Origin of the sequence: Bacteroides zhangwenhongii (genome assembly GCF_009193325.2) — a bacterium.
GTDB classification, from domain to species: Bacteria; Bacteroidota; Bacteroidia; order Bacteroidales; family Bacteroidaceae; genus Bacteroides; species Bacteroides zhangwenhongii.
Map to the genome: position 1 here is coordinate 2,766,207 of NZ_CP059856.1, position 14,181 is coordinate 2,780,387.

Annotated in this window: 9 protein-coding genes; 2 read left to right on the plus strand and 7 right to left on the minus strand. The window is 42.2% G+C overall.

Going from position 1 to position 14,181, the window contains the following annotated elements; translation table 11 throughout:
- Positions 1 to 186 precede the first annotated feature (186 nt).
- On the plus strand, positions 187 to 3,318 hold the full coding sequence (locus tag GD630_RS11220; RefSeq protein WP_143865602.1) for a SusC/RagA family TonB-linked outer membrane protein: 3,132 nt from the start codon (positions 187 to 189) through the stop codon (positions 3,316 to 3,318).
- A gap of 14 nt (positions 3,319 to 3,332) precedes the next feature.
- Entirely contained in the window at positions 3,333 to 4,937 is a 1,605-nt protein-coding gene (locus tag GD630_RS11225) for a RagB/SusD family nutrient uptake outer membrane protein (protein WP_143865604.1), read from the plus strand.
- 79 nt (positions 4,938 to 5,016) lie between these two features.
- On the opposite strand, the gene GD630_RS11230 is transcribed toward GD630_RS11225, so the two are convergent.
- The 7 genes from GD630_RS11230 to GD630_RS11260 all read right to left on the minus strand — a co-directional run bounded on the left by GD630_RS11230 (position 5,017) and on the right by GD630_RS11260 (position 13,997).
- Positions 5,017 to 6,234: an IS256 family transposase gene (locus GD630_RS11230; RefSeq protein WP_431834204.1), complete on the minus strand. Its 1,218-nt coding sequence runs from the start codon at positions 6,232 to 6,234 to the stop codon at positions 5,017 to 5,019.
- A gap of 715 nt (positions 6,235 to 6,949) precedes the next feature.
- Complete coding sequence (locus tag GD630_RS11235) at positions 6,950 to 7,723, minus strand: hypothetical protein (RefSeq protein ID WP_143864925.1); 774 nt, start codon at positions 7,721 to 7,723, stop codon at positions 6,950 to 6,952.
- Positions 7,724 to 7,751: 28 nt separating this feature from the next.
- Entirely contained in the window at positions 7,752 to 9,326 is a 1,575-nt protein-coding gene (locus tag GD630_RS11240) for a fimbrillin family protein (RefSeq protein ID WP_143864924.1), read from the minus strand.
- Positions 9,327 to 9,348: 22 nt separating this feature from the next.
- The gene (locus GD630_RS11245) at positions 9,349 to 10,239 is read right to left on the minus strand and encodes a fimbrillin family protein (protein WP_143864923.1); all 891 of its coding nucleotides are present in this window, start codon (positions 10,237 to 10,239) and stop codon (positions 9,349 to 9,351) included.
- A 34-nt stretch (positions 10,240 to 10,273) separates the two neighbouring features.
- Positions 10,274 to 11,212, minus strand: coding sequence for a fimbrillin family protein (locus GD630_RS11250; protein WP_238482901.1), 939 nt, complete (start codon positions 11,210 to 11,212; stop codon positions 10,274 to 10,276).
- Positions 11,213 to 11,334: 122 nt separating this feature from the next.
- The gene (locus GD630_RS11255; RefSeq protein ID WP_143864921.1) at positions 11,335 to 12,615 is read right to left on the minus strand and encodes a rhamnogalacturonan acetylesterase; all 1,281 of its coding nucleotides are present in this window, start codon (positions 12,613 to 12,615) and stop codon (positions 11,335 to 11,337) included.
- Between the two features lie 260 nt (positions 12,616 to 12,875).
- Positions 12,876 to 13,997: a glycoside hydrolase family 88/105 protein gene (locus GD630_RS11260; RefSeq protein ID WP_143864920.1), complete on the minus strand. Its 1,122-nt coding sequence runs from the start codon at positions 13,995 to 13,997 to the stop codon at positions 12,876 to 12,878.
- Between the last annotated feature and the right edge of the window lie 184 nt (positions 13,998 to 14,181).

Below are 14,181 nucleotides of genomic sequence, written 5' to 3' on the forward strand. Positions count from 1 at the left end.
ATAAGGGGTTGCGTACAAATATCAGGAGTATTTTTCAGCCATTAGTATAATATTACATCTTTTTCGTACGAATACTTGCGCATAATTTCTTCCGATACGCTTCCTTTGCAACGGAAGTCGGACAGACCGTCAGGCTCTGTTTGTTTCTTCCGTTATTTACTAATTTAATCACTTAGATATATCAACATGAAAAACATTCTGCATGGAAATGGTAGTCTGGGAAGGAAGATGCAATCTCTCTTTTTGATGACTCTGTTCGTATTACAATCTACCCTGTCGCTCGCACAGAACCGAGCTGTGACGGGAGTGGTAGTAGATGAAAAAGATGAGCCGATTATCGGTGCAAACGTCACAGTGAAAGGTACTTCCAAAGGAACGATTACAGACTTGGACGGTAAATTTGTGATTTCCGCTCCCGCGAATGCCAAACTTCTGGAAGTATCTTTTATAGGGTACAACACCCAGACTGTTACAATCGCCGGTAAAACTCTCCAAATCAAGCTGACCGAATCTGCCATTGCCCTAGATGAGGTTGTTGCTATCGGTTATGGTAGCGCAAAGAAAGGAAATGTGACCGGCGCTATCGCTAAAGTCAATGCTGAGAAACTGGAAGACCGGGCAACAACCAACATTGCCTCTTCACTGCAAGGGCAGTTAGCCGGTGTGGAAGTGCGCAGCACTACCGGAGAACCGGGTTCGGAACTTCAGATTCGCGTACGTGGAGCCGCTTCGATCAATGCGGATGCTACCCCATTGTATGTGGTGGACGGTATTCCCGTAGACGATCTAGGCAGTCTCAATCCGGGTGACATACAATCTATCGAGGTATTGAAAGACGCTTCTTCATCGGCAATCTACGGTTCGCGCGGTGCCAACGGAGTTGTTTTGATCACAACCAAGCAAGCGAGCACCGATGATAAAGTAAAAGTACAGTTTCAAGCTTCTTTCGGTATCCAATCATTGGAAAGGAAAGTGGATGTCCTGTCACCGGAAGAGTGGATTGAGTTCCGCACCGCATACAATAATAACCGGTATATTTCCCAATACGGAAGTAAAGGAGCTACTATTGAAGACGACTACGCCACCCGTCTGGCAATGATAGGAGGCAAAGAAAGCTATTATTTCCTGAATGACCCGCGCTGGACAGAACCCGGCTACGGCAACTTGCAGTTGATTGACTGGCAAGATGAATTCTTCCGTCTGGCGCCGATACAAAATTACCAATTGTCACTTTCAAGCGGTCGCGGCAATACCAAATACCGTGTATCTTTGGGCTACACCGACCAGAAAGGTATTGCTATCGAAAGCAGTTACAAACGTTTGAACTTCCGTGCCAATGTAGAGTCTAAACTATTCAACCGGATTACCGTCGGAGTGAATCTGGCGCCTTCTGCCAACTGGAGTGACGGCGGACGGGTAGACGGCAAGGACCGCCAGGCAACCAACGTTCTTACTATGGTGCCCGTTGCGGAACCGGAAGACGGTATATATACCGGTTCAGGCTCCAAAGGTTATTATCGCTGGACCAGTTCAAGCAAGGTAAGTCCCATCGCATATATGGAGGAAGTGACCAATCATGGTGAAAGTGTCCGTTTTAATTCCGCTGCCTATGTGAAAGCGGATATATGGGATGGGCTGAAAGCGGAAGTTACCGGTTCCTACAATTTCAGCAGTACGCAAAGCCGCTCATTCATTCCGAGCAGCGTCACCAAATACAGAACAGACAGCGAAGGGTACAAAACGACTGCAAGCCGTTCGGAAGCACGCAGCAATAAATTCCTTCTCCAAACGATTCTACATTATAACAAAACGTTCGGCAGGCATACTGTCGGAGCGATGGCAGGTTATTCGATGGAAAGCTCCGGAGGCTCTTCCAGCAAATTAAGCGCTACGCAGTTTCCTGATAATTCTCTGGAAGTGTTCGACATGGCAGATGTAGTGCTGACAGCAGCCGCAGCTTCTTTGTCCACTCCTTCCCGACTGATGTCCTACTTCGGACGTGTGCAATACGAATATGATGACCGTTACCTGCTGACAGCCAGTATCCGTCGCGACGGTTCTTCACGTTTCGGTAAGGAAAACCGTTGGGGAGTCTTCCCTGCCGTTTCTGCCGCTTACCGCATCTCAAACGAGAAATTCTGGCCGAAAGACTTCTTTATGAACTCTCTTAAAATACGCGGAAGTTGGGGAGCCAACGGTAACAACTCAATCCCTACCAACACCGCCCTTGCCAAACTAAGCAGCGCCAATTACTCGTCCGGAAACATCATTAACGGTTTTGCACCGACATCGCTTGCCAATCCGGATCTTGGCTGGGAAAAGACGGAAAGCTGGAATATCGCATTCGATATGGGAATGTTCAACAACCGTATCTTTCTATCTGCCGACTATTATGTAAAAACAACCAAAGACCTGCTGTATCAAGTTACCGTTCCCGCCTTGCTCGGTTTCACCCAAGCTTGGGGAAATATCGGTTCGATCCGCAATAAAGGTTTTGAACTGGAGCTGACTACCCAGAACCTGACGGGAAAACTGAAATGGACGACTTCTCTGAATGTATCTTACAACAAGAATAAAGTTCTCAGTCTGGGAGATGACAACAGCACCGTATTCACCGGATACGACAAGACGACACAAGTGTTCATGGTAGGCCAGCCTTTAAGATCATTCTATATGTATGATGCAGTCGGTGTGTATCAGACGAAAGCCGACTTACAGAAATATCCTGTCATGCAGAACACCAAAGTTGGTGATGTACGCTATCGGGATGCAAACGGTGACGGAGTGATCAGCGACAGTGACCGTACATTGATGGGGAAACCTGATCCGGATTATACTTTCGGTATGACCAATACTTTCAAATACAAGAACTTCGATCTTTCCATCCTGATCACAGGACAGACAGGCGGACATATTTACGGAGTATTGGGACGTGCAATGGACCGTCCGGGTATGGGCGCCAATATCAACGTGCTTGCACATTGGAAGAATATGTGGAAATCGGAAGCAGAACCCGGTGACGGCAAGACTCCCGGTATCGACAATGCCAACACCGGACAATTCTACGACAGCCGCTGGCTGTACAGTACCGACTTCATCAAGATCAAGAATATTACATTGGGCTATCGTCTTCCGTTCAAAAAGAAATTTATTCAGAACGCACGCGTCTATCTGTCGGGAGAAAACCTGCTGATGTGGGATAAGTACGACGGCGGGTTCTCGCCGGAAGCCAACAACGCCGGTTCAAGCGGAGACTACGACTACGGTTCGTACCCGCAGGCAAGAGTCATCACTTTGGGCGTTAATGTTACATTCTAAAAAAGCAATAAACTATGAAACTATATAAATATATCATTTGCGGAGGACTGGCGCTGACATTGACTCTGTCCTCTTGTGAAAGCTGGTTGGAAGTAGAACCCAACGATACACGTACCACTGATTATTTCTACACCACTCCCAACGAAATGGAGCAGGCATTGATCGGTATCTACAACGGTCTGTTGCCGATTGCCAATTATTCATGGATGTTGTCGGAAGTTCGTTCGGACAATGCTTGGGTAGATAAAACCACCGACAAACAGCGCGACTATATCGACATAGGTACGTTTAATCCCAATATATCCACCATCAGCACTCTTTCGTCTGCATGGAATGATTTGTATGAAATCGTAGCGCGTGCCAATATGTTCCTCAGCAAAACGGACGGTGTTACTTTCTCCGACGAAAAGATAAAGAATCAGTTTATCGGTGAAGCCAAATTCCTCCGGGCATTGGCTTACTTCGACCTGGTACGTTACTTCGGACATATCCCCATCGTATTGGAACCTGTATCGGTGAATGAAGCAATGACCATCAAACAGTCAAAACAAGTCGATGTTTACGAGACCGCAATTGTCCCCGATCTGGAAGATGCAGTGAGAAAGCTGGTAGACACTCCCTTGAATTATCAAGGAAACAATGCTTCTGCCGGACGCGCCACCTTAGTCGCTGCCAAATCTTTGCTGGGACGTGTTTATCTGACAATGGCGGGGTATCCCGTGCAAGACGAATCCAAGAAAGCATTGGCGGAACAGCTATTCAGTGAGGTGATAGACTATGCCCGCGCCAATAACAAATATTGGGCACAAACGGGTGACGAATGGCAGAAAGTGTGGATCAGCGACAATGATAACAAATACCATATTTTTGAAATTCAATACATAGCTTCCAAAAACTATGGTAATCCGATGGTGTTCAACTCGGTTCCGCAAGTGAATGATTCGTATACAAAACTAGAAATGTCCGGTAATAGAATATGGTGTGAAGCCAGACTGGCAGGACGTTTCAAATTAATGGATACGGAAGGGGTGTCTTTGGATATACGTTGTCCAAGCACGATTTACACGGATGATTTCGTGGATGACGACGGTGTGCCTTATACGGGCGGTCCTTTCTTCCAGAAGTTCTTTGAACATAAGATGAAACGCAAGATGCTAGGTTACGAAGATATTGATGCACAGATTGCAGACCGTACTTATTTCCCGATCAATTATCCGATAATCCGTCTTGAAGATGTAATGTTGATGTATGCCGAAATTGTAGGACCTACCGATAAAGCAAAATCATTGGTCAATGACATTTGCGAACGTGCCGGTGTTCCAACCGTACCCGATCATGTTACTCCCGAAAGGTTTGCCGAAATCGTAGACTGGCAACGCCGTCTTGAACTGGCTTCCGAAGGCATTCGCTGGCATGACCTCGTACGCCAAAACCGTTATGTAGAGGTATTGCAGGAAATGTTTAAGTTTAATGGCTCGGACGAGAACGGCGTGATTAGCAAACCGGAAACATACGAACTATATAAATTGGTTACAAAAGACTCATATATCTATCCGATACCCGACTCGCAAATGAAGGTGAAAGAAGGGCTATATGAACAAAATAAAGGATATAATTAAACGACACAATACTGGCATTCATTTATGGCAGTGTCCATAATATTGTGTAAATGTAAACGGGATTCAGTTATAAGTTCTCTTATATCTGGATTCTGTTTTCAAAAATAAGCATAAACTGGTTCATAATCAATCCCCAGTTAGTAATCGGCATTGTCCATTTCTTCTCAATCTCCATCAAGGAAAGGTATACCATCTTCTTCACTGCGTCATCCGACGGGAATGAAAGCTTTGATTTAGTGTACTTTCTGATTTTTCCATTCAGATTTTCAATGAGATTTGTGGTATAGATTATTTTTCTGATTTCCAATGGGAACTGAAAGAAAACAGTCAGATCATCCCAGTTGTTCCTCCATGAAAGAATGGCATAAGGGTACTTCCCTCCCCATTTCTTTTCCAGATTATCAAGCTCCGCGGCAGCAACTTCCTTGTTTGGCGCATTATAGATATTCTTCATATCTGCCGTGAACTCTTTTTTGTCCTTGTAAACGACATATTTACATGAGTTTCTTATCTGATGTACAACACAAATCTGAGTTGATGACTGAGGGAATACGGTACGTATAGTGTCCGTAAATCCGTTCAGGTTATCGGTACAGGTTATCAGTATATCTTGTACCCCACGGGCCTTCAAGTCAGTGAGAACACCCATCCAGAAGGCGGAACTCTCTGATTTACCCACCCACATGCCAAGAACTTCCTTCAAGCCGTTTTGTTTCAGGCCGACACAGAGATAGACAGTCTTGTTGATAATCTTCCCGTTGTCACGGACCTTGAAGACAATACCGTCCATCCAAACGATGAGATAGACCGGGTCCAAAGGACGGTTCTGCCATTCTTGAGCAGCCTGGTTTACTTTGTTTGTGATGATGGAGATGGCAGAGGTGGAGAGTTCTATCTCATAGATCTCGCGCATCTCTTCTTCTATATCGGACACACTCATTCCTTTGGCATATAAGGAGATAACAAGCTTTTCTATGGAAAGCCCGCGGCTTTCATGCTTGGGGACTACTATGGGTTCAAACTGACCGTTGCGGTCACGAGGGATGGGTATGACAGCCTCGCCGTGCTCGGTCTGGATTTTCTTGGGGTAACTGCCGTTACGGGAATTACCACTGTTATTGCCGGAAACAGAATGTTTCTCATAACCCAAATGAGCATCCATCTCACCTTCAAGCATCTTCTCCAGCACTTGGGCGTGGAGCTGCTTTAGGAACTTGCTTACGTCTGCCTCAGTTTTGAAATGGCTGAGGAACTCCTTGGTTAAAACCTCATCAGGCACTACATGATTCTCTTTCATAATCTTTTTCATTTTGCAAATCTATTAAATAAAAAAATACGAAACTCGTACTGAATCCCGTATTTTACATTTACACAAAATATTTTATAGTGCCTCATTTATTAAAAGGTTGATAAGAAAAGTCCTCCGGTCTGGTTCTACGGATCGGAGGACTTTTCTTTATTATTATATTTTTCTTTATTATATAAGGCTTACTTGTATCAATTCCCCGTAGCTTTGGAACGTAAAGACCGTATGCTTTATCGGAAACATATAGACGAGGTAAGCACTTCTCCCGCACAAACTAATCATCGCATACCGTAATACTAATAAAGTCTCCTAATAGAATTAAGATATTACACTTGAGCAACCTCAATAATACACAAGTGTAACCATTAAGTCAGACTTGTGCATCATCACGGTTGCCCAACAGCAACAGACTAATCGTAAACAGGCAGGCTAATATAGAACTAATAGACTGATGAACAGACTGTTATCCAGAAAGTGCAATTTTATTTCCCAAAAGAGCGAAAACGACCTTATGTTTTCTGTAAACTTACTTTAATTTAGGGGTATTTTCAGTATTAAGTATCTGATTATAAGCGATGTGACATTTTTGTTTTTCCCCGTATAAAACTTAAAATAAAGACAATTTTGTTGCACTGAAGAAAATAAGACTGGGGAAAACTGTCCTTACATACAGCTTTCCCCAGTCTTATAAAAAATGAATCTTCTATTATTTTCCTATGGCACCAGCCCAGTCTTTGGCAAAGCGGAAATTACCGATACTTCCTTTAAACCCATTACGGTTTCTGAGTGCGACAGACTTCAGACCTGCTTTCAAAGCACCTTCTTCACCAGTAACTACTATATCAGCTTTTGGCTCGCTCTGTCCCAATTCCGGATCTACAAATAATGAAACTTCATTCTTCGTATAATCTACCTTCAAGACCAATAAATGAGTTTTATTACAATCATAAGCCATCGGAGCTTCAGCACGTTCTTTCAACAATCCTACTGCAAATTTGATTTTATCATTTCCTTCGCGTCTCACATATACCTGACCACGATTTCCACCACCTACATAACTGGCACTGGCAGCCAAGAAGTCGGCCAAGTTTGTTCCGACTTTAGAGAAGTTCACCAGACAGGCAATATAATATGTACCTTTAGAATATACTTTTCCGGATTCAACCAATGAATATACGCTGACACGAGAGCCTTTCACACCTTGCGGAAAACCCAAAGTGATAGATGGTCCCGCTTCACTATATCCCTCATAAGTCAACGCCTTTCCTATCGTAGGGCTTACCGATCCTTCAACCGGTTTAGAAGTAAAACCACCACACCAAGTATCTACGTTGATAGGCGCTCTTTTATCATTATAAACTGTTTTTTCCAAAACATCACCTTCTTTATAACCTTTCAAGAGGTCATTCTTAACGATTTGAGCATTGGCTGGTAATAGTGTAAACACCGCTAATGCCATAGATAATACTGCTTTTGTCATAATTTATTCAATTAATTAATTACTTTTATCAGAAAGCAAGAGCAAACCGATAGAAACATTTATCTGTATCTTTTGCTGCAGTTTCTTTTATAGAATTAGAGCCTAAAACAAGAGAATACATAAGATAATTCGCTCTTTCTGTACTTGACCAATATTCACCAACCTGTAATGTTTGACCTCCAATTTTAGACAATTGTGAATTTAGAATGTCTGTCTCATCATATAGTATAGTAAGAAGTTCATACTGTGAAGGTAAATACCATTCCGTACTTACTGTTTTAGGTGTTAATACTTCTCGTCTATAATTTTTCATTTGTTCTATAACATTCATTTTAACAGCAGTATACAATTCTAAAATTTTAGTATTATTATAACCTAACATTCTTTTCTGTTCAGGATAATTATAGCCATAAATTGAAATATAATCATCACTAAACGATTGTTCTTTAAGCCAATCATTAATAAAGAACCTCCTTGTATCAGACCAAAGTATAGCCTCATCATAAGTTTCGTTCCCTAAAGATACAACTAATCCATGAGTACAATTCGCATGTTCTCTTAATAATACATCCTGGTCTGCCGTATACCCATCCGTAGGATTCTCCATTTTATTATACAAAACAGAAGGCTGAGGATTTCCCACATAATAAACCACGCCAATACATCCTTTGACCGAAGGATTTTCATCTGTCACAGAGACAATGTTACCATCTGCATAATAAAAATCACCCACCTGCAAATGATGTTTCTTTTCCTGATGACCACCATCAACAACAAAGCGTTTATATTTGCCTTGCTCCATTTTACCTTCTGTCACTAATGAACATTTCTTTCCATTATAATACCCTGTAATCGTTTCTGCAGACGACGGTTTTCTCAACAGGCGATACTCATCCTTAGCTGCATCATAATAAGGTAATATTTTCTCTTCTTCTATCTCAAACGAAATACTCGCCGGATTCGGTTTCGCAATATAAGGAGTTTCTTCCGGAAGTACCGTTCCCTCTGCATCCGTAAATAGATAATGTGTAGAAGGCAACTTCACCACAACCAAACTCATACGATGCGATAATTGAAAACTCAATGAATAATTTCCATTTTCACCAATTAGCTCCGTCTTACCCGAAGTCATCAAATCCTGTTTTGCGTACTCTTTCTGGTCACTTTGTGCATTAGTCAAATTCCAACTATCCACAAGAGGAGTAAAGAAATCCTCTCCCTGCAAATCAGTTTTACCTGTCATATCTGCTTGATAAGGATAATACGCATAAAATACTACACCCTCCAATCTTTCATCATATAATATCGGTTTACCCGACCAACTAGAACCATTGTAAGTGAGCAGCATATTATTTATTTCATCCATAATCACACCATTCTTCACTGCGAACAGTCCTAATTGATCACCCTGCGTGAAGGTAGTCACAAATCCTTTGTCAGCCGTGCGCGTCTGCGATTCACTACTTACCAACCCTGCATCAGTCACATTCAATACAACCAGATTTTGCTGATTTACTTGTGTTTCTTCATCCTGTGAGCAGCTTGCACAACCCAATGCCAACACTGCCAACAACAGTTTTTGTATAAATTTATATTGTTTCATATCCGATTCTTAGTTTTGAATATTACTCTGCATCATCAGTTCCTTCCACTGATTCATCATCACCATCCCATGACGCTGAATTCTTCTCTACTTCCACCACGAGTCCCGGTTTTCCTACTCCTATATTATATGTATACTGGTGTCCGCTTTCCAAAATTCCTTCACCATTGCCCGGTGTATGGGTAAACTTTCTCCCATCTTTCAACTCTACCTGAAAAAACAGTTTACCTGACATATCCTGAGGAACCGTCAACATCCGATAAGAAGCAACATAATCTTTTCTAACTTCCGATACAAACGGATGCATCACGGAAGTCTCCACACCCTCCGCAGGGCTGATCTTCCCTTCGGAAATAGTTGCTTTAGTCACAGTTCTTACAGTAAATACCGCACCTTCCAAATCTTTCTCTGATACCGTATCGTCATCTCCTTTTACATTAATAATCAACTTAACCGTTCCATGACGGAAAGTAAGTTTCCGATCGCTACGGAATTTCATCTTTTCATACGCATAAAGGAAATCCGCCTGATTGTACGCCTCTTCAATAGTCTGATCTTCCGGTACAGACCATCCGGTCAGCAATGTCTCCGAAGCCGGATACCAGGCAAATAAAGTCTCTTCCTCCGTAGTTGTGTACCAATAAAGAGGATCGTTATTCTTGGCTATCATTTCCTTGGAAGCCAAAACCTCATATAATTTCTGCGTAACGCCATCATAAAGAGATATTTCCTCTCCACCATTCCAAGAGGTCTTTTCTCCAATAGCACGGGTAAAGGTCATATCCGCCTTTTCCGCCATCAATTCTACCGGATACTTATTATTCTGAAAGTCATCTTCTGCCATATCGGTACACGCTCCGAAGAAACCTGTTACCATCAATAAGCAAGAAAGGGCTAATTTATTTCTTTTCATACCGTTCTTTTTTTGAATCCTTATCATGCTTTATTCACTCTGTCACTGACGCTGTCACATCCTTGTCACTTTCCACAACCCAATCGGCAATTTCAGCAGTCTTAATAGTCATGGCAGGATTTTCAAATGTCACATTGTAAGGATATGCATGACCGGCCAACAGATTTTGTGCAGGAACATATTCAGTATAAGTCTCATTATTCATTCTGACTTCCAACAACACATTTTCAGTCATTTCTTGCGGGAACAGGATGATGGAAACATTCATTTCCCCTTCCGACGGTTTGGTTACATCCACTGTCAACTCAGAATCGGGAGTAGATCCTTCTTTAGCAACCGCCTCTCCGGTATTCACATCAAATGTACCTTCCAGTTGCAGACTTTTCAGATGTACAGTCATATCATTCAATGTAGCACCATTCTTTGCCGCGAAACGAAGAATGATTTTAGCCATCCGATGTGTAAAATTAAATGTTACGGGAGAATCCGCATATACTTCGGTAGCCTCTGCGAAAAGGAAGTCAATCTGAGGTTGTTTATCGGCAGACTGGTCTGCTCCGCTTATTTTCTTTGTTATCACTCCTTCTTCTCCCGGCAAAGTACCGTTCTCTCCCTGATAAGGATAATACGCCGCCAATGTGTATGCGCCATCACCCTTCAAACGGATATTGTTATCCACAGAACCTTCGTTCACAACACGGAATGCATTACCATTGTCTTTACGATACTGAATATTGATATAAGTATCGACTGCATTACCACTCGCCGGTCCGTCCACAGTGACTCCGATACGGTCGTCAGCTCCCCAGCTTGAGCCGACAGCACGGGTATTCTGAACATCAGTCGCATCATTGATAGTCCCCAAAATCTCGATTGGATTATAAGCACGGTCCGCTTTTCCCGATTCATCATCACTACAAGCTGTAAAAGCCAATGATACTGCCATAGCGGCAGCCAGATACATGTTTTTCATTGATGTCTTCATTTTTAAGTTATTATTTTCCGATTGTTTTTTTGCAAATGTAAGCCTACTTATTGAAGTGCACAATGGACGATTGTACGCAAATGACTTGGTAATCATCCATTGCTCCCTCTTTAATTACCGTCCGGTTTTTCTATCTCCGTAAATGGACATAAATTCCATTTGAAAGTTTCAAATTTATCCGGTTGGGCAGGGTTGAATCCTTTATAATCTGCTCTCAAATAATTGGCAATATCCAATTTTGCCTTTTTCATTCCTTCCACCACACACTTCGCAGTCTCATAAGCGCCATACGTACTGAAATGAGAATTATCCTTGAACTCTCTCGTTTGTCCGGGAAAAGTTCCTGCCGGATAGTGAACATATAATTTCATGGAGCCGTCAACTCCTAAAGCATCACAAAGCATGGTTGTCATCCCATTAAGCTCTATCAAAGGAATATTCTCCTTTTGTGCTACCCAACGAATGGCGTCCGGATATTCCCCATGCGTATTTACAGATTTTCCTTCTTTGTCAAAACGACGGCGACAAGTAGGAGTGACCAGCACCGGATTGGCTCCCTTAGCACGGGCCTCATCAATAAATATTTTCAGATTATAGACAAAAGAAAAGTAAGCCCCTGTTCCCGGTTGCTTCTGCTTTTGATCATTATGACCGAATTCAACGAGAAGATAATCTCCTTTTTTAATCTGGGACATGATTTTTTTCAAACGGTTGCCACTGATAAAGGTATTAGCGGACAAACCGGATTCGGCATGATTGGCTATGCACACTTTATCCGTGAAGAAACGGGGAATCATTTGTCCCCAAGCTCCCCAAGGTTCATTGTCGTAGTCCACAACCGTTGAATTGCCACAAAGATAAACGGTCGGAACATTCTCCACAGGTTCTATTATTAAAGAGTTCAAACGGGGAGATTCTCCGTTAAATTCCAGTGTCAGTTTATCATCCCAATTAAGTTTATTCTTCTCACGGGATTTGATACGTACTCTCTCTTTCCCGGATATTTTAATATTACGCTTATTAATTGTAAACGTCTCTGTTTTCAATTCCCCTTTCTTGGTAGACAGGTTTTCTATAAACAAACGGCGCGACTCACCACGTACCGTAGTGCTGGCGGGTTCATTCTTACTGCCTATTACCACTGTCACTTTATAATTTCCATCAGGAACATTCACCGAAAAGAAGAAAGGTTTGTTACTTTTGCCATCCCATGCGGGTTGTAAATCATACCCATAGCCTTGTTCATTGTTAAACAAAGTCTGAGGCGTAACCTTCAAATATCCCTCCTTTACTTTCTTATCCGAACTAAAATCGAACTTATAGGTCTGCTTTTGGGCAACACATATCGTTGCAACCAGTAAAACATTTAGCAATAATGCAATCTTTTTCATTATATCTGAATTATTTAAAGTTGAACATTTCATCGCGTTCTCTCAATTATCGCAAAGATAGCGGGAATCAGGTAATCGGATAATGGAAAATTATACGTTAATGCAGGGAGGATTATCCATTCGCGGATTTTCCTGTCCCCCAAAGCCTGGTTCTTCTACATATATACAAAAACGGTTGAAAGCCAATGCATCTTTTCCGATGAATTGTTTTCAACCGTTTCAATAAAATACAGTTGGTTTCTTTATTACTTAAAGAATGCTTATTTCAGTTTATACACTTCCGTTCCGGCAAGCAGGAAACAACCTACACCGTAATCTTCAAAATCAGGTACACTCTTATAAGTCACCGGTTGTCCGTCTTTCGGTTCTTTACCTGTCCCTTGAACATAGCCCAAGAATCCGTTCGGATGGACAGCGTCTTTTACCATAGCATTCCATGCTTTCAAGAGAATGGGCAGGTATTCACTACGGTCCAACAAGCCATTACGCACTCCCCAAGCCATTCCATATACAAAAAGAGCCGTTCCGGAAGTTTCTTTTCCACCGAAGTTGGTAGGATCATGCAGGCTGACATTCCAGAAACCATCTTCACGCTGGCATTTCTTCAATGCCTTACTCATGGTAAGGAAATCATTTATATAATCCTGACGATGCAGCTCGTCTGACGGGATCTCGTTCAGCACACGTACCAAAGCGGCATATACCCATCCGTTGCCACGACTCCAATAGCAGTCTTCACCGTTCGGTTCCTTATAAGGAGGATTAAAATCCTGATCGCGCCACCACAAGCCGTCCTTCTGATTGAACATACCCGTTTCGTCATGCTGGCTGCGTGTATAGTAATACATATCCCACATCTTATCATAATATTTCTGCTCTCCGGTCATTTTTCCGAATTTGGCAAAAATAGGCATTGCCATCTGTACGGCGTCAATCCACCACCAGTCATTGACTTGCGGAGTATTTACCAGCATATCAATGGATAGTTTGATATTCTTAATCATCTCCGGTTGGGGACAGATATTATATAAATCAATATAGGTTTGTCCGCAGCAATGGTCATCGGCATTGCGGGTAGTGTTGCCATTACGCATTCCCCATTTATGGAAAGCTGCCCAATCATAAGCATATTCATAATAATCCTCGCGCGGATAGATAGAATGGAGCGACATCAGTCCTTCATAATAAACACCTCGTGTCCAAATATTGCTCGGACGTACACGGCCGTAAAAACTGGGAATCGTGTAATCGGCATACTTTTTCATAAAGTAACCGTTCACTTTTTTCATGACTTCCAGCGTTTCCTTCCGGTCGGGCAAAGATTGGGCACTGACAGAAACCGTCAACGCAAGAAAGAATAAGAGCACTAAATTATTTTTCATGTGTATTCAAAATGATTAATTAAACTTCATGCCGCAAAAGTAGATGGATTAATCGTACGAAACAATGTACATTTGTACATAATTCTATGTATTAGTACAAATATGCATTTTTTTGAGGAAAGAATGCCGTAATTTAGCAACGTGAAAAGAAACAGCCTCACAAAGCTAATGATACATATATAAA

Excerpts from the sequence above, each read along its gene's own strand:
- GD630_RS11220 (WP_143865602.1), top strand. The coding sequence starts at position 187 with ATGAAAAACATTCTGCATGGAAATGGTAGTCTGGGAAGGAAGATGCAA.
- GD630_RS11225 (WP_143865604.1), top strand. The coding sequence starts at position 3,333 with ATGAAACTATATAAATATATCATTTGCGGAGGACTGGCGCTGACATTG.
- GD630_RS11230 (WP_431834204.1), bottom strand. The coding sequence starts at position 6,234 with ATGAAAGAGAATCATGTAGTGCCTGATGAGGTTTTAACCAAGGAGTTC.
- GD630_RS11235 (WP_143864925.1), bottom strand. The coding sequence starts at position 7,723 with ATGACAAAAGCAGTATTATCTATGGCATTAGCGGTGTTTACACTATTA.
- GD630_RS11240 (WP_143864924.1), bottom strand. The coding sequence starts at position 9,326 with ATGAAACAATATAAATTTATACAAAAACTGTTGTTGGCAGTGTTGGCA.
- GD630_RS11245 (WP_143864923.1), bottom strand. The coding sequence starts at position 10,239 with ATGAAAAGAAATAAATTAGCCCTTTCTTGCTTATTGATGGTAACAGGT.
- GD630_RS11250 (WP_238482901.1), bottom strand. The coding sequence starts at position 11,212 with ATGAAAAACATGTATCTGGCTGCCGCTATGGCAGTATCATTGGCTTTT.
- GD630_RS11255 (WP_143864921.1), bottom strand. The coding sequence starts at position 12,615 with ATGAAAAAGATTGCATTATTGCTAAATGTTTTACTGGTTGCAACGATA.
- GD630_RS11260 (WP_143864920.1), bottom strand. The coding sequence starts at position 13,997 with ATGAAAAATAATTTAGTGCTCTTATTCTTTCTTGCGTTGACGGTTTCT.